This window comes from Bradyrhizobium sp. SSBR45G, from assembly GCF_030159255.1.
Classification (GTDB): Bacteria; Pseudomonadota; Alphaproteobacteria; order Rhizobiales; family Xanthobacteraceae; genus Bradyrhizobium.
In genome coordinates this window covers 128,865-145,206 of record NZ_BSCT01000012.1, presented here as the reverse complement: position 1 = coordinate 145,206, position 16,342 = coordinate 128,865, and the positions used below count along the sequence as shown (strand labels likewise).

The 16,342-nt window shown below is 66.7% G+C and carries 14 protein-coding genes and 1 pseudogene; 9 read left to right on the top strand and 6 right to left on the bottom strand.

Going from position 1 to position 16,342, the window contains the following annotated elements; translation table 11 throughout:
- The first annotated feature begins 140 nt into the window (after positions 1–140).
- The gene (locus QQL87_RS16785; protein ID WP_284420027.1) at positions 141–1,649 is read left to right on the top strand and encodes a GGDEF domain-containing protein; all 1,509 of its coding nucleotides are present in this window, start codon (positions 141–143) and stop codon (positions 1,647–1,649) included.
- 39 nt (positions 1,650–1,688) lie between these two features.
- Here the strand turns inward: QQL87_RS16785 and QQL87_RS16780 are convergent, their stop codons facing one another.
- Entirely contained in the window at positions 1,689–2,570 is an 882-nt protein-coding gene (locus tag QQL87_RS16780; protein ID WP_284420026.1) for a UTP--glucose-1-phosphate uridylyltransferase, read from the bottom strand.
- Between the two features lie 212 nt (positions 2,571–2,782).
- Between QQL87_RS16780 and QQL87_RS16775 the strand changes: the two genes are divergently transcribed.
- Positions 2,783–4,183: a lytic murein transglycosylase gene (locus QQL87_RS16775; protein WP_284420024.1), complete on the top strand. Its 1,401-nt coding sequence runs from the start codon at positions 2,783–2,785 to the stop codon at positions 4,181–4,183.
- A gap of 152 nt (positions 4,184–4,335) precedes the next feature.
- Entirely contained in the window at positions 4,336–6,120 is a 1,785-nt protein-coding gene (locus tag QQL87_RS16770) for an SGNH/GDSL hydrolase family protein (protein ID WP_284420023.1), read from the top strand.
- A 175-nt stretch (positions 6,121–6,295) separates the two neighbouring features.
- Here the strand turns inward: QQL87_RS16770 and QQL87_RS16765 are convergent, their stop codons facing one another.
- The 3 genes from QQL87_RS16765 to QQL87_RS16755 all read right to left on the bottom strand — a co-directional run bounded on the left by QQL87_RS16765 (position 6,296) and on the right by QQL87_RS16755 (position 8,728).
- On the bottom strand, positions 6,296–6,664 hold the full coding sequence (locus QQL87_RS16765; protein ID WP_284420022.1) for a CsbD family protein: 369 nt from the start codon (positions 6,662–6,664) through the stop codon (positions 6,296–6,298).
- Positions 6,665–6,738: 74 nt separating this feature from the next.
- Positions 6,739–7,473 (bottom strand): SDR family NAD(P)-dependent oxidoreductase, encoded by a 735-nt coding sequence (locus QQL87_RS16760; RefSeq protein ID WP_284420021.1) that lies wholly within the window; start codon positions 7,471–7,473, stop codon positions 6,739–6,741.
- Between the two features lie 109 nt (positions 7,474–7,582).
- The gene (locus tag QQL87_RS16755; RefSeq protein WP_284420020.1) at positions 7,583–8,728 is read right to left on the bottom strand and encodes a PQQ-dependent sugar dehydrogenase; all 1,146 of its coding nucleotides are present in this window, start codon (positions 8,726–8,728) and stop codon (positions 7,583–7,585) included.
- Between the two features lie 249 nt (positions 8,729–8,977).
- On the opposite strand from QQL87_RS16755, the gene QQL87_RS16750 reads away from it, so the two are divergent.
- The 3 genes from QQL87_RS16750 (at position 8,978) to QQL87_RS16740 (ending at position 11,711) form a co-directional block, all read left to right on the top strand.
- Positions 8,978–9,757 carry an SDR family NAD(P)-dependent oxidoreductase gene (locus QQL87_RS16750; protein WP_284420019.1) on the top strand — a complete coding sequence of 260 codons (780 nt, stop codon included), beginning with the start codon at positions 8,978–8,980 and terminating at the stop codon, positions 9,755–9,757.
- A gap of 136 nt (positions 9,758–9,893) precedes the next feature.
- A complete protein-coding gene (locus tag QQL87_RS16745) occupies positions 9,894–10,781 on the top strand; it encodes a TauD/TfdA dioxygenase family protein (protein WP_284420053.1) in 888 nt (295 codons plus the stop codon).
- Between the two features lie 90 nt (positions 10,782–10,871).
- Positions 10,872–11,711: a DUF4261 domain-containing protein gene (locus tag QQL87_RS16740; RefSeq protein ID WP_284420018.1), complete on the top strand. Its 840-nt coding sequence runs from the start codon at positions 10,872–10,874 to the stop codon at positions 11,709–11,711.
- An 83-nt stretch (positions 11,712–11,794) separates the two neighbouring features.
- Here QQL87_RS16740 and QQL87_RS16735 read toward each other — a convergent pair whose 3' ends face one another.
- Positions 11,795–12,445, bottom strand: coding sequence for a YqgE/AlgH family protein (locus QQL87_RS16735; RefSeq protein ID WP_284420017.1), 651 nt, complete (start codon positions 12,443–12,445; stop codon positions 11,795–11,797).
- A 137-nt stretch (positions 12,446–12,582) separates the two neighbouring features.
- On the opposite strand from QQL87_RS16735, the gene QQL87_RS16730 reads away from it, so the two are divergent.
- The 3 genes from QQL87_RS16730 to QQL87_RS16720 all read left to right on the top strand — a co-directional run bounded on the left by QQL87_RS16730 (position 12,583) and on the right by QQL87_RS16720 (position 15,769).
- The gene (locus tag QQL87_RS16730) at positions 12,583–13,422 is read left to right on the top strand and encodes a protein-disulfide reductase DsbD domain-containing protein (RefSeq protein ID WP_284420016.1); all 840 of its coding nucleotides are present in this window, start codon (positions 12,583–12,585) and stop codon (positions 13,420–13,422) included.
- Positions 13,423–13,555: 133 nt separating this feature from the next.
- A complete protein-coding gene (locus QQL87_RS16725) occupies positions 13,556–14,932 on the top strand; it encodes a lipopolysaccharide biosynthesis protein (RefSeq protein ID WP_284420015.1) in 1,377 nt (458 codons plus the stop codon).
- Between the two features lie 177 nt (positions 14,933–15,109).
- The gene (locus QQL87_RS16720; protein ID WP_284420014.1) at positions 15,110–15,769 is read left to right on the top strand and encodes a L,D-transpeptidase; all 660 of its coding nucleotides are present in this window, start codon (positions 15,110–15,112) and stop codon (positions 15,767–15,769) included.
- Between the two features lie 17 nt (positions 15,770–15,786).
- Here the strand turns inward: QQL87_RS16720 and QQL87_RS16715 are convergent.
- A pseudogene (locus tag QQL87_RS16715) lies at positions 15,787–16,337 on the bottom strand (RNA 2'-phosphotransferase).
- Positions 16,338–16,342: the final 5 nt, after the last annotated feature.

Sequence of the window (16,342 nt, the reverse complement as noted above, 5' to 3'; positions counted from 1 at the left end):
TCTCAACTCCATCGTATCGGCGAGCGTGCGGCAGCCTTGACGACAGGCGCAGCAAACGCAACCACTCGTTAACCTAACATGCGTTACCTCGGAGTATCCGTCAGTCTACGGACGGAACTCCACGGGGACGGGACGAGCCGATGCGCTGGACACGCCGAACAGGCCGGGCAAAGCCGCCTTGGCGTCTCTCGGCACGCACGCTCGTGACCTGCTCCCTCTCCACCATCATCGGCTTCTCCGCAATCTGCGCCAGCGTCATGATCGACCTGCGCCGCGGCGAGGAGGTGCGCGCCCGGCAGTCGCTGGACAATCTGGCCGCCGGCATCGGCGCCGACATCAGCCGCAACATCGAGCTTTACGACCTGTCGCTGCGCGCGGTCGCCGCCAACATGTTGCTGCCCGAAATCAACGAGGTCAGCAAGCCGATCCGGCATCTCATCCTGTTCGACCGCGCCTCCACGGCGCGAAATTTCGGCGCCATCCAGGTGTTCGACCCGAACGGACGCCTTACCATCGACTCGGCGACGCTCGATCCCGTGCCGGAGAATCGCAGCGACTCCGACTTCTTCCAGGTGCATCGCGATCGCACCGACGCAGGCCTCCATGTCAGCCGGCCCGCGCAGCATCACGGCCAGTATTCCATCGCGCTGAGCCGCCGCATTTCCGCGCCCGACGGGCGCTTCGCCGGCGTCGTCGCCGGCTCGATCCGCCTCAGCTATTTCCGCGACCTGTTCAGCCGGCTCTCGCTTCCGGCCGGTGTCGGCATCACCGTGTTCGGGCGCGACGGCACCATCATCGTGACCGCCCCATTCGATCCTGCCGCGATCGGCCGCAATCTGGCGCGCGCCCCGGCGGTGACCCGCGCATTGACCGAGCCGAGCGGCTGGTCGACCAGCGTCGGCGCCTTGGACGACCAGTCGCGTCTGCTGATCTGGCGCAGCGGCAACGACCCGCTGGTGGTGGTCGCCAGCCGGACCTGGGACAGCGTCTATGCGGTCTGGCGCCACGAGGCCGCGCAGATCGGCGCGATGATGCTGGCCCTCATCGTCTTCGTGCTCGCCGCGACCCAGGTCGCCGCGCGCGAGATCCAGCTGCGCACGAAGGTCGAGTCCAGGCTGCAGCAGCTGGCAACGACCGACTCGCTGACCGGCCTGAAGAACCGGCGCAAGTTCGACGAGACCATCGAGATCGAGTGGCGGCGGGCGCAGCGGGTCCAAGCGCCGCTGGCGCTGCTGATGATCGATGCCGATCACTTCAAGAGCTACAACGATACCCATGGCCATCAGGCGGGCGACCAGGTGCTGGTCGGCATCGCCGTGTGCATTTCGGATTCGGTGCGGCGGGCCGGCGACTGCGCCGCGCGCTATGGCGGCGAGGAGTTCGCGGTGCTGCTGCCGGGCACCGCGGAAGCCGACGCGCTGCATGTGGCGGAGACGATCCGCAACAAGGTTGCGATCTGGGCGGGCGACGCCGCCAACACCTCGATCAGTGTCGGCGTCGCCAGCGTCACGCCGGCGCGCGAAACGGACTGGACCGGGCTGCTGAAGGCCGCCGACCGCGCGCTGTACATGGCCAAGGCGGCGGGCCGCAATCGCTGCGCGACCGTGGCCGTGCCGAAGCCGCGACCCTCGGCCTCGCTGGCGGCGTGAGGCCGCCAGCCGGAGCTCACACGTTCAGCTCTTGTCTTCTCAGCTCTTGGCGTCGAGGTACTTCTTCATGTCGGCACGCAGCCCGTCGCGCAGGTCGGACCGGGACATGCCGAAGGCGATGTTGGCCCTCAGGAAGCCCGATTTCGAGCCGCAATCATGCCGCTCGCCATCGAAGTCGACGCCGTAGAATTTCTGCGTCTTCGACAGTCCGATCATCGCATCGGTGAGCTGGATCTCGCCGCCGGCGCCGCGCTCCTGCGTCGCCAGGATCTTGAAGATCTCGGGCTGCAGGATGTAGCGCCCGGTGATCGAGAAGTTCGACGGCGCGGTGCCCTTCGCGGGTTTCTCGACCATGCCGTCGACCTCGAAGATCTTGCCGTCGCGCTTGCCGACGCCGCAGATGCCGTATTGATGGGTCTGGTCGGCCGGCACTTCCTGCACCGCCAGCACGTTGCTCTTCTCGGGCAGCGCATCGGCCGCAGCGATCATCTGCGCAAGGCACCCCGGCGAGTTCAGCACCAGCTCGTCCGGCAGCACGACCGCGAACGGCTCATCGCCGACGATGTCGCGCGCGCACCACACCGCATGGCCAAGCCCGAGCGGCGCCTGCTGGCGCGTGAAGCTGACCGCGCCCGCCTCCGGCTGATCGCGCGCCAAAATCTCGATCTCGATCTTCTTGCCGCGCGCCGCAAGCGTCGCGTCGAGCTCATACATGTGGTCGAAATGATCCTCGATCGCGGTCTTGTTGCGCCCGGTGACGAACACGAAATGCTCGATGCCCGCTTCCTTGGCTTCGTCGAAGACATATTGGATCAGCGGCTTGTCGACGATCGTCAGCATTTCCTTCGGCATCGCCTTGGTGGCGGGAAGGACGCGGGTGCCGAGACCGGCGACCGGAAATACGGCTTTGCGGATCTTCATGGGGGCTGATTAAACCTTGTGACGAATGAATGCGAAAACGATCGCATGTTGGTAGCTCGTTTGCAGCCGAGAACAAAGGCGGATGTTGGTCGAGTGGTTCCGTTTGATGGCAGCCCAACGGCCATATTTTGCCGCTGAGAATTCGCTAGGCTTGTTAATCTCCCGTTAAGCAGGACCGGGCCTCCTGGGCTCTCCATGCGATGGATCCACTGATGATGCGACGGAACGTCATGCTGGCAGCTTTGAGGACCGCAACGCGGGCGGCGGCGGTAGCCGCAGGCCTCGCGGTGGTGTCCGGTTCCGCCAACGCCCAATCCGGCAATCCGCTGAACTTCCTCGACAGCCTGTTCACGGGGTCGCTGACCAAGGGCAACCCGGGCGCTGCGGCGCCGGCGCAGGCCCCCACCCCCGGCGGGCCGCAGCCCTGGAGCGGCGAGGACGGCGCCTCCGGCCATCCGCTGATGACCGCGGCGGCGATTCGAGAGGCCGCCGGCAATTTCGACGCCTGCGTCGCCGGCATGTGGCCAGATGCCGCACGCCGCAACATCACGCAGGACAATTTCCAGCGCTTCACCGCCGGCCTGTCGCCGGACCTGCGCATCATGGACCTGCTCGACGCCCAGCCCGAGTTCACCAAGTCGATCTGGGACTATCTCGACATCCTGGTGAACGATAACCGGCTGGCCAAGGGCCGCGAGGTGCTCGCGAAATACAAGGCGCAGTTCGATGCCACCGAGCGCGCCTATGGCGTCGACCGCTACATCGTCGCAGCCATCTGGGGCATCGAGTCCAACTACTCGACCCAGATCGGCGACCGCAGCGTGCTGCAGTCGACCGCGACGCTCGCCTGCATCGGCCGCCGCCAGGCCTATTTCAAGGACGAGTTCCTGTCGGCGCTGGAGATCCTCAACCGCGGCGACCTCAGGCCCGAGCAGCTGCGCGGCTCCTGGGCCGGCGCCTTCGGGCCGACCCAGTTCATGCCGACCGCCTTTAAGCGCTTCGCCGTGGACGCCGATGGCGACGGCCGCCGCGACGTCGTCGACAATCCGGCCGACCTGATCGCCTCGACCGCCAACAATCTGAAGAAGGACGGCTGGCAGAGCGGCCAGAGCTGGGGCTACGAGGTCGTGCTGCCGCAGGGCTTTAATTTCATGCTGGCCGACCGCGCCAAGACCATGAGCTTCGGCCAGTGGGAGCAGCTCGGCCTGAAGCGCGCCGGCGGCCAGCCGTTCCCGGCGACGGCCGAGAAGGCCTATCTGCTGGCCCCGGCGGGCGCCCAAGGCCCCGGCTTCCTGATGCTGCAGAACTTCCGCGTCATCATGAAATATAACCCGGCGGAGGCCTATGCGCTGGCAATCGGCCATTTCGCCGACCGGCTGCGCGGCGCGCCACCCCTGGTGCAGGCCTGGCCGCGCGAGGAGCGCACGCTGTCGCGCGCCGAGCGGCTGGAGCTGCAGCAGCTGCTGGCGGAGCGCGGATTCTACCGCGGCACCCCGGACGGCCAGTTCGGCGGCCAGACCCGGGAGGCGCTGCGGAACTTCCAGGCCTCGATCGGGGCGCCTGCGGACGGCTTTGCCACGACGGACGTGCTGGAACGGCTGCGCGGGCGCTGATCGCCCCCCCATTTGCCTGGAATGGGTAACCTTTCGGGGCGATTGCCCCGGACCATCAACACCATCCGGTGAATGCCCGTTTGCGGCCTGATTTGGCTCCTATTATATGTGCTGTCACGGTTTCGCCGCGCGACGGCTGCGGACGGGTGTGCATGTCAAAGCTGAAATCCATCCTCAAGCTGTTGAACGAGCCCGGCCCGGCGGTGGTGCTCGCGGTCGTCATCGCCATGCTGGTCGGGATTACCGGCCCGGCGTCGGCGCAGTTCTTCAATTTCAACCCGTTCTCCTCGCCCCGGCCGGTCCCTCGCGGCGGCGGTGGCGGCGGGTGGTTCGGCAGCGATTTCTTCTCGCCCTATCAGCCGCAGCAGCCGAAGAAGGTCACCCAGGACTATTCCAAGGCGCCGCCGCCGGAGAAGCGCGACACCGCCAATGCCCCGGATCGCTATGTGCTGGTGCTCGGCGACGGCATGGCGGACTGGCTCGCCTATGGCCTCGAGGACGCCTATTCCGAGCAGCCCGACATGGGCGTCACCCGCAGGATCAAGACCAATTCCGGCCTCATCAAATACCAGCCCAAGGGCGAGCCGGCCGATTGGGCGGCCGCTGCCAAGGGCATCCTGGCGACCGAACGCGCCGACGCGATCGTGATCATGCTCGGGCTCAACGACCGTCTCTCGCTGCGCGAGCCGGCCGTCGAGAAGACCGACAAGCCGGCGGACAAGACCAAGAAGGACGCCAAGGCCAAGCCCGGCGATGCCAAGCCAGGAGATGCCAAGCCGGGCGACACCAAGGCGGCTGATGCGAAGCCCGCAGACGCCAAGCCAGGCGACGCCAAGCCAGACGCCAAACCCGAGGCGAAGGCCGACACGGCCGCCAAGCCTGCCGACAGCGATCTGCCGCAGGACGAGATCGACAACGACACGCCGGCGGTCGCCGCGCCGGAGAAGACTGCACGCGCGCCGGGCGCCCTCTACGAATTCCGCGAGGAGCGCTGGGTCGAACTCTATACCAAGAAGATCGAGGAGCTGATCGCGGTCGCCAAGACCAAGGGCGTGCCGGTGCTCTGGGTCGGCCTGCCGGCGGTACGTGGCCCCAAGGGGACGGCCGACATGCTGTTCCTGGATTCGCTCTATCGCGACGTCGCCGGCAAGGCCGGCATCACCTATGTCGATGTCTGGGACGGCTTTGTCGACGAGGCCGGCCGCTTCTTGCAGAAGGGTCCGGATTTCGAAGGCCAGATCCGCCAGCTGCGCGCCTATGACGGCGTGTATTTCACCCGGCCCGGCGCGCGCAAGCTCGCGCATTATGCCGAGCGCGAGATCAACCGGCTGCTCGCCGCCCGCTCCGCGCCGCTGGAGCTGCCGACCGAACCGGCGACCCCGGACGCCAATGCGGTGCCCGGGCAGCCGGCGCCGCGCCCGGTCGCAGGTCCGATCCTGCCGCTGGTGGCCTCGTCGGTCGGCACCGATCAGCTGCTCGGCGGTCCCGGCTCGCGTCCGGCGGCGGTCGATGCCTTGGCCTCACGCACGCTGGTCAAGGGCGAGGCGCTGAGCCCGCCGGCCGGTCGCGCCGACGATTTCGTCTGGCCGCGCCGCGAGGTCGGCCGCGAACAGGCCAAGGAGCCGCCGAAGGAGCTCACCAAGCCCGACACGCCTGTCGCGGCGACATCGCCGACCGAAGCTGCGCCCGCGGCGTCCGCTCAGCCTGTCCAGCCGAGGCAGAAGCGGCTGACGACGCCGGCATCCCCCAACCAGCAGCCCCCCGCCCAGGCCCAGCAGCCGAACCAGGGAGGCCGCGACTTCTTCGGCTTCGGCGCGCCGCAGCAGCAGCCGGCACAACCGGCCAGGCCGCCGGCCGCGCGCAATCCGAATGCGCCGCCACGGCCGCCGGGATCGGTAGGCCGCGCGGCAGCCGTGCTGGAGACGCAGGGGCGCTGACGGCCATACAAGGCCCATCGCGCCGAGCGGTTGCGGCCCAGATCGGCAGAGACATCCTCTGGAACGCGATCCTCTGCAACGACATCGCGTGACAAATCGGCCCGCATTCGAGAACGAATGCGGGCCGATGTCTCTTAAGCGTAGTCAGTCAGTCCTCAGACTGACTTTGATGGGCTCAGTACCGCCAGCGCTGCGGCGGCTGCGGCCGGCTCGGACGCATCAGCACCGCGAGCAGGAAGCCGATGCCGCCGGCGACCAGGAGCGCACCCATGGGATTTTCATGGACTCGCTTGGTCAGCGCTTCGGTTCCGCCGCGCAGCGTGTCGGTGCTGCTGCCCAACGTATCCTTCGCGTAGTCCATGGCGGCATCGCCGGCCTCGCGTGCCGCATCCTTGGCCTGGCCATAGAGATTCTGCACCACGCCGGACGCTTCGCGCGCGCGACCCGAGGCCTGCGTGCTCTTGTCACCCAGCAATTCGCCAACGCCGCCTTCGACCTTGCCTGCGACATCCTTGGCCGTACCTGTCAGCCGATCCTGATCCATTGCCGCTCTCCTTGTTCTGCACCTGCGGGATTGCTGTCGAGCTAACCGGCTGAGGCGGCGACGGTTCCGAACGGCTACAAAATCAACCCGCCATCGACGACGATGGTCTGGCCGATGATGTAGGACGACAGCGGCGACGCCAGGAACAATGCAGCGCCGGCCATATCCTGCGGCGTGCCGAGCCGCTTCAGCGGGATCCGTTGCAGCGCGCCTTCGAGCCGCTGCGGATTGGCGGTAGTCACCTTGGTCATCTTGGTGTCGACGAGTCCCGGCGCGATGCCGTTGACGCGGATGCCGTCGCCTGCCCACGCTTCGGCCAGCGTCCGGGTCAAGCCGACAGCGCCGGTCTTGGAGGCGTTGTAGGCCGGGTTGCCCATGGTGGAATGATAGGCCGCTGTGGACGAGACGATGATCAGCGCGCCCTTGGCGTCGCGCAGCATGGCATGAAACTTCGTCGCACAGCCCATCAGGCTGATGAGGTTGACCTCCATCACCTTGCGGAAGCCATCCATTGCGAACTCGCCGCGACGGTACAGCACCGCGCCCTGCGCCAGCACCAGCACGTCGAGCCGGTTCAGGCGCGGCGCGAACGCCTCGATCGCGGCAGCATTGCTGACGTCGAGCTGCTGATAGTCCAGTCCCTCAAGTTCGGAGCCATCCTCCGCACGGTAGTCGGCCGCGCTGGCGCGCGTGCCGCAGACCGCGACATCAGCGCCCTGCGCCCGAAACGCCTGTGCGATGCCGTTACCGATGCCGCTGGAACCGCCGATCACCAGCACCTGCCGTCCCGAGAAATCGAGCGCGTTCATCTCCTGCCCTTTCCTTGTTGTTTGTTGGACATGTGTGGAGAGCAGCGCGGGTGCTGTCAACGCGCTCCGGCCGGCGGTCTTGCTCGTCCGGCGGCCAGCAGGCGCATTGTTATTTCGACGGCGTGAGCCGCCTGAGACGGCCGGGCGAGTCATCCTCGATGATCCACACGGCGCCATCCGGCGCAACCGCGACGTCGCGGATGCGCTGGCCCATGTCCCAGCGCTCGGCCTCATCGGGCTGGCCGTTGGCGCCAAACGTCACACGCACCAGCGCTTGCGCCCTGAGGCCACCGATCAGCGCCGACCCCTTCCATTGCGGAAACATCGCGCCGTCGTAGAAGACGAGGCCGGCCGGCGCGATCACCGGGTCCCAATAGAGCGGCGGTGCGGCCAGATCGGGCCGCGTCGCATGACGCGGGATCGGCGTGCCGTCGTAATTGTCGCCGTTCGAGACCAGCGGCCAGCCGTAATTCTTACCCGGCTCGATCAGGTTGAGCTCGTCGCCACCGCGCGGACCCATCTCGTGCAGCCAGAGCCGGCCATCCGGTGCGAAGGCCAGTCCGTAGGGGTTGCGATGGCCGGTGGTCCATGTCTGCGCCGGCACGCCCTTGTCCTCGGCCATCGGATTGTCCGACGGCGTCGAGCCGTCGAGATTGAGCCGCAGCACCTTGCCGCGCGCCTGCCGCGGATCCTGCGCGCTGTTGGGCTGCATGCGGTCGCCCACGGTCAGGAACAGATGCGTTCCCGCCGGATCGAATGCGATGATGCCGCCGGGCTGACCTCCGCCGCCGGCCGGCGCCTGGCGCCAGATCACGGTCGGGTCGGTCAGCATGGCGCGATCGCTCGCCAGCGACAGTACCGCGCGGGTCAGCACGAGCCGACTGCCCTCGGCGTTCGGCTCGGTATAGGTGATGTAGACCTGCGACGTCGTCGCGAAGCTCGGCGAGACCGCGATGTCCAGCAGGCCGTTCTGCCCGCGCGCCACGACCGCAGGCACATTGCCGATCTCGGTCTTCTGTCCGCTCTGGGTGACGACGAAGATCCGGCCCGGCTTTTCCGTGACCAGCATCCGCCCGTCGGGCAGGAACGCGATCGCCCACGGCGTGTCGAATTCGGCGATGCTCTGGGCATCGAAGGGCTGAACGGCGCTGGCCTTGCGGCCACCGGCATTGATGCTCTCGGCCCGCGCCGATGGCGCTGCGGCAAGGGCTGCCGCCGCGACGACGAGCGCAAGGAATGTTCGGCGCAGAACCATGATGACTCCGGTGGGCTCGTGGGATGGGGGCGCGCGTCGGTCCCGAGAGAAACGCGACGGCGGACAAGGCTGGATCATAGGGGGCACTGCGGCAAAGTTGAGTACGCCAGACCTGCATGGTCTCATGGTCCGGGCTGACCAATGCCCGGGCTTCAACGCACGCGTCCGCGAATCGTGCCTACCGAGCGGAGCCGATCGGTGCTAACCCGATCATGCCGTCGTGATCATGATTTTCCGCGGGCCGAAACCATGCAGCAGCACAAGCAACTCAGCCGATCCGTGAAGGGATTGTCCGTGCTGATCACCGGCGCGGCGTCGGGCATGGGGCGCGCCACCGCGCGCGTGTTCGGCGATGAAGGGGCGCAGGTCGCCGTCACGGATGTCGACGAGGACGGTGCGCGCGCCGTGGCCGCCGAGATCGCCGCGGCAGGCGGAACGGCGCGCGCCTGGCGACTCGACCTGACGGATCGCGACGCGATCGCAGCCGTCGTCGGCGAAGCCGCGGCGCATTTCGGCGGGCTCGACATCGTCGTGAACAATGCCGGCATCTCGGTGCGGGTGGCGATCGACGACGACGCCTATGACGACGCCTGGGCCAAGGGCCTGGCCGTGATGCTCACCGCGCAGCAGCGCGTGATCCGCGCCGCACTGCCGCATCTGCGTCGGTCGCAAAGTCCGCGCATCGTCAACATCGCCTCGACCGAGGCGCTCGGCGCGACTGCGCTGCACAGCGCGTATTCGGCAGCCAAGGCCGGCGTGACCGGACTCACGCGATCGCTGGCCGTCGAGCTCGGCCGCGACGGCATCACCGTCAACTGCATCTGCCCGGGGCCGATCACGACTGCGATGACCGCGCGCATCCCCGACGAGCACAAGGCGACCTATGCGAGGCGCCGCACGGCGCTGGGACGCTATGGCGATCCCGAAGAGGTTGCGCACATCACCTTGAGCCTGTGCCTGCCGGCCGCCTCGTTCATCACCGGCGCCGTGATCCCGGTCGACGGCGGGCTGATGGCCCGCAACGCATGATGCCCGGCGCGCCGGCATGACAGCTGTGCGTGCCGCCGTTCAGCGCGTCCGTTGACTTCGCGACTCGCCGGCGTAGCCTTGCTGCTCCGAAGCGGACTTTGAGTTCGCCATGACGAGGACACGCAAGGAGGACGCCATGGCCATCGCCATCCGGCAGCTGCATCCCCATTTCGTCGGCGACGTGTCTGGTGTCGATCTGCGCCAACCTCTCACGCCCGATGAGGTCGCGCAGCTGCAGGCTGCGATCGACCACTACGCCGTTCTCGTATTCCACGATCAGGCCATCACGGATGAGCAGCAGCTCGCCTTCGCGCTGAATTTCGGCGAGCGCGAAAAGGCGCGCGGCGGAACGGTGACGAAGAAAGAGGACTATCGTCTCAGCACCGGCCTCAACGACGTCTCCAATCTCGGCAAGGACGGCAAGCCGCTGCCATCGGATCATCGCACGCATCTGTTCAATCTCGGCAACTGCCTGTGGCATTCCGACAGCTCGTTCCGGCCGATCCCGGCGAAGTACTCGATCCTGTCAGCGCGCATCGTGAATCCGAAGGGCGGCAATACCGAGTTCGCCGACATGCGCGCGGCCTATGACGCGCTCGACCCGGACACCAAGGCGGAGATCGAAGATCTCATCTGCGAACATTCGCTGATGTACTCGCGCGGCTCGCTCGGCTTCCTCGACTACACCGACGAGGAGAAGGAGATGTTCAAGCCGGTGAGGCAGCGGCTGGTCCGGACGCATCCCGCGCATGGCCGCAAGTCGCTGTATCTGTCATCGCATGCCGGCGCGATCGTCGGCATGAGCATGCCCGAGGGGCGCCTGCTGCTGCGTGATCTCACGGAGCACGCGACCCAGCCGGACTTCGTCTACGTGCACAAATGGGCGCTGCACGACCTGATCATGTGGGACAACCGTCAGACGGTGCATCGCGTCCGCCGCTACGATCAATCGCAGCCGCGCGACATGCGCCGCGCCACCGTGGCCGGCACTGAGCCGACGGTGGCGCAGCAGGCGGCCGAGTAGCGCGCCGTACGGATCGACGACGCCGCGGGATTCCGTTCCGCCTCCGGAGCTCCAGTGCTAGGACGAGCGCGAGTGTTGGAGGATGGGGCGATGGACAAAGCGAGCAAAGCCGAAGACGCACAACCGAAAATGATCGGTGCGACGTTGTTCCTGGAGCGCCAGCAGCCGATCGACTATGCCGCAATGGCCGCGCGGATTGGACCGGCCATTGGACTGAATCCGGCCAATCTCGATGGTCAGGGGCCGACCAGTCCGATGGTCCTTCCTGTCGACGGCGACGTCGTGTTTGGCTTGCCGATGGATTTTCCCTATCCGGACCCGCTGCAGCAGCAAGCGCAATTCGCGTTCTGGTGGCCCACTGCGCTCGCCGACCTGTCGCGCCACACCTCTCATCTCATGATCCACTGCAGTTGGCGGTCGCACACGCGGCTCGAGGCGCACATGCGCCACCTCATCCTCATGCGTGAGCTGGTCGAGCAACTGCCGGTCATCGGTGTGCTGTGGGGCAGCAGCCTGGTGCAGACTGAGACGTTCAAGGGTGAAAGCGCCAGCGCGATGCGCGGAGCGATTCCGTTTTCGCTCTGGGTGCTGATTCAGTTCTCCATGCAGCCCAATGGCAACATCCTGATCTCGACGATCGGAATGCGCGATTTCGGCCATATGGAAATAGAGACCGAGAGCAGCCTGACGCTGGACCAGACCTTCGATCGCGTCCGCAAGTTCGGCAGCTACATTCTCGCCAAAGGAGCCGTCATCAAGGACGGCGAGACATTCGGTCTGACGGACAGCGAGCGGATCAAAGTCCGTTACACCCGTTCCTTTCGGCCGGACGTCAACACGGTCTATTGGCTGGAGCTGACCAAGCAACCGTCGATTCACAAGCCGAGCGGATTTTTCAGCAAGCTGTTCGGCTCCAAGACCAGGCAATGAGTTGCGGACGCAATCCGGATCGGTTCTGGGCTGGCCACCGGCACCGCTGGCGGTCGGTAGCCCGACCATGCCAGGCGCGCCCTCTACGCGTGTCCCGCAGCGTTGGAGAGCATGCCGGGATCGATGCCGATCTTGCGCAGCGCAAGATTGTACTTGTCGTCGACATTGTCGCCGAAGATCAGCTCCGGATCGGCGTCGCAATGCAGCCAGCCATTGTCCTGGATCTCTTCCTCGAGCTGGCCGGCTCGCCAGCCGGCATAGCCGAGCGCCAGGATGGCGTGCTTCGGACCGTTGCCCTTGGCGATCGCCTTGAGGATATCGATCGTCGTCGTCAGGCAGACGCCGTCATTGATCTTCAGCGTGGCGTTGGCGATGAAGTAGTCGCTCGAATGCAGCACGAAGCCGCGGCCGGCGTCGACCGGACCGCCGCTCAAGACCTTCATCGTCTCGGCGCTGTCGGGCAGGCTGATCTGCTTGCCCTTCTCGATGATATTGAGTTGCATCAGGAGCTGCGGAAAGTCGATGCTGCCCGCCGGGCGGTTCACCATGATACCCATGGCGCCCTCGGCCGAGTGCGCACAGAGATAGATCACCGAGCGCTCGAAGCGGGAATCGCCCATCACGGGCATCGCGACCAGCAACTGGCCATCGAGGTAGCCACCCTGCGAGGCGTGATCCCCGATCCCCGTCATTTTGCGGCGAATGTCGCCCGGCCTTTTTGCTTCAGGATTCATCCGCAAGGACTCTCATGATCGTTGATATCCTGATATTGGGATGCGCATCTGTCAATCAAGGTTCAGGTCCGCGCGGCGAAATCTGCCTCACAAGCAATTCAATGGTTTGCGCCTGAACAGCACTCTAAAGACGTCTCATGTCCGCCTTGGTTCCTCACCACTCCGCCACACTGTTCATCGCCGCTGTCGTGTCGTGCTGCCTTGCTTCCGGCGCGCGGGCGCAGGACTCCTCCCCGTGGCAGCGCGACGGCCACTCCGCGGTGCGTCTGCTCGCAGGCTCGCGCAGCGGCCCGGTCATGCTGGGCGGCATCGCCTTTCAGCTGCAGCCGGGATGGAAGACCTATTGGCGGACCCCCGGTGACTCCGGCGTGCCGCCGCGATTCGACTTTTCCAAATCGGAGAACGTCGAAGCCGTGACGGTTCTATGGCCGGCCCCGACCAAGTTTGACGACGGCGCGGGCGGGCACTCGCTCGGCTATCACGACCAGATCGTGCTGCCGCTGCGCATCGTCAGCAAGAATGCCGACAAGCCGATGATCCTGCGCGCCGACATCAGCTACGCGGTCTGTGAGAAGATCTGCATCCCGGTGGAAGCCAAGACCGAGCTCGCGCTCACCAGCGTGGCCAGCACCGAGGACGCATCGCTGTCGGCCGCGCTCGACACCGTGCCCAAGCCCGCCACGATCGGTGATCCCACGCCGCTGACGATCCGCGACGTCAAGCGCGACGGCAACAAGGACGTCATCGTCGATGTCGCCGCCGCCGATGCGCGCGGCGTCCACCTCTATGTCGAGGGTCCGACGCCGGACTGGGCGCTGCCGATCCCCGTCGCGCGCGACAGCGGCACGCCGGGAATCAAGCGCTTCGTCTTCGAGCTCGACGGCGTGCCGCCCGGCGTCAAGCCCGACGGCGCCGCGCTGAAGTTCACGCTGGTCGGGCCGGACAAGGCCTACGAGTTCAACTTCAACCTGCCCTGACATGGCCGCCGCCTCGCGGGCGGCGCCGTGAGCCGGCCGTGCCCCGCAAGCGCGGGTCCAACCCATTCTTAACGATGCGTTGATAGGAAGGACCATCGCCGCCAGCCGCGCGGCCGTGGAGCCGGACCCCGCCGTGGCCGTGATGGATGCCCGCAACGAACCCGCGTCGCGCGGACCGGCCGCCCGGCTGAAGGCGCGCTTGCAGTCGCTCGGCGGCAGCGGCGAGGCATCGCTGACGCGACGGCTCGCCGGAACCATCTTCCTGATCCGCGTGCTCAGCGCCGGCCTCGCCTATCTCAGCCAGATCCTGCTCGCGCGCTGGATGGGCGGCTCCGACTACGGCACCTATGTGTATGTCTGGACCTGGGTACTGCTGCTCGGCAGCATGCTCGATGTCGGCATCGCCTCCTCGGCGCAGAAGATCATCCCGGACTACCGCACCTCCGGCCAGCACGCGCTGCTGCGCGGCTTCCTCTCCGGCGGCCGTTGGCTCACGCTGGCAACGTCGACGGCGGCGGCACTGCTCCTCGCCGGCCTCGTTGCGCTGCTGTCGCCGTGGATCGACGCCAGCGAGCGCATGCCGCTCTATATCGGCTGCCTCACGCTGCCCGCCTTCGTGGTCGCCAACACCCAGGACGGCATCGCACGCTCGCACGACTGGATGGCGCTCGGGCTGATGCCGCAATTCATCATCCGCCAGACGCTCATCATCGGCTTCACAGCGGGCGCGTTCGTGCTGGCCTTCGATCTCGACGCCACCGCGGCGATGGCCGCAAGCGCCGCAGCCGTGTGGATCGCGATGCTGGGCCAGATGCTGGTGCTGAACCGCCGGCTCGGCCGTCACATCGCGCCAGGGCCGAAACAATATGATCTCCGCGGCTGGCTCGCGGTCTCGCTGCCGATCCTGCTGGTCGAAAGCTTCTATCTGCTGCTGTCGTACACCGACGTGCTGGTGCTGCAGCAGTTCCGCTCCTCGGAAGAGGTCGGCATCTATTTCGCAGTGGTGAAGACGCTCGCGCTGGTGTCGTTCATCCACTACGCGATGTCGGCGACGACGGCGCACCGCTTCGCCGAATATCACGCGCTCGGCGACAAGGCGCGGCTGTCGGCCTATGTCGCCCATGCGATCAAATGGACATTCTGGCCGTCGCTCGCGGCGACCGTCGTGCTGCTCGCGCTCGGCAAGCCGCTGCTCTGGCTGTTCGGCGCGCAGTTCACCGCCGGCTACGACATCATGTTCATCGCCGCAATCGGCCTCGTCGTGCGCTCCGCGATCGGCCCGGTGGAGCGGCTGTTGAACATGCTGGGCCAGCAGCGTGCCTGCGCGTCCGCCTATGCGGCGGCCTTCGTCATGAACCTCGTGCTGTGCATCGTGCTCGTGCCGCGGTTCGGCGGCCACGGCGCCGCAGCCGCCACCTCGCTGTCGCTCGCCTTCGAGACGGTGCTGCTGTTTCGAATCGTCAAGCAGCGTCTCGGCCTTCACGTTCTTGCCTTCGGCAAGGCGAGTTGAGGGAACCGCGATGACGCATCTGTTGCGTCATCTTGTCCCCGGCTTGACGGAACTGAGAGCGTCGCAAAGGTGCATCTGCCATCGCACCGCGATCACGCAAGTGTTGGGTGCAACGCCTTGATATTGGCGCGATCCTCCGGGCACATGCTTTTCGACCGCGCGTTGGGGGAGATCGAGATGCCGAGACTGGGGCTCGCTGTGTCGCTGGCCGGAACTTTGTTGTTGGCCGGCTGCATGGAGGCGACCTTGTCGCCGACGTCCGATGCGGCCCTCACGTCGCGCGACCGCCAGCTGCTGGCGCGCGCGCCCTATGCCGAGGCGCAGATCCCGCAGCAGTTCCAGCGTCACATCGTCGAATATACGCGGCAGGAACAGCCGGGCACGATCGTCGTCGATACCGATGCCCGCTTCCTGTACTACGTGCTTCCGGACCGCAAGGCGATCCGCTATGGCGTCGCCGTCGGCGAGGAGGCGCAGGCCTTCTCCGGCGTTGCCACGGTCGGCAAGCTCGCGGAATGGCCGGACTGGGTTCCCACCGCCGAGATCCAGGCCCGCCTCGGGCCCTATCCGAAGCGCGTCGCCGGCGGCCCGGCCAATCCGCTCGGGGCCCGTGCGATCTATCTCTACGAGGGCAACAAGGATTCGCTGTACCGGATTCACGGCACCAACCAGCCCGAATATATCGGCCAGGCGATCTCGTCCGGCTGCATCCGCATGACCAACACCGACGTCGCCGATCTCTACGGCCGCGTCCAGCTCGGATCGACCGTGGTGGTGCTGCCGCCGGGGCAGAGCGTGGCTGCCACGAGCACCAATATCTTCGCGCGCCGCAGCTGATTCAGGCGCGCCGGGACTCAGTGCGACTCGGGCCCACTGAGAAATTCCGGCGGCACGTGATCCGTCAGCCAGACGCCGTTGTCGGCAACGAAAAACCGAAATCCGCACGATGCATCGCCGCCGCATCGACCCGCAGGACGACGGGCTTGCCGTGCCGGCGGCCGACATTGACGGCCGTCGCCTCGTCAAGGGACAGGTGCACCTGCTGGCGTGATTGGGGTGTCAGTCCCTGCGCCATGATCGCCTCGACGAACCGCGTCGCCGTTCCGTGATAGAGCACGGCCGGCGGCTCGCGCGGGGCCAGTCCGAGCTCCACCGTCACCGAATGCCCCTGCGCGGCGCGGATGCGCAGCCCATCCTCCGAGACGGTGAAGCGCTTCTTGTCGCTGGTCGCGACCACCTGCTCCAGATCGGCCCGGCTGAACGCCGTCCCCGCCGCAGCCGCGCGCGCGATCAGCTCATCGATGACGGCCCAGCCCTGCGCATCCAGCACCAGGCCGATCGTCTCCGGCTGGTGCCGCAGCACTAGGCTCAGAAACTTGCTCAAGCGAACCGGATCGAGGGCCACCGTGT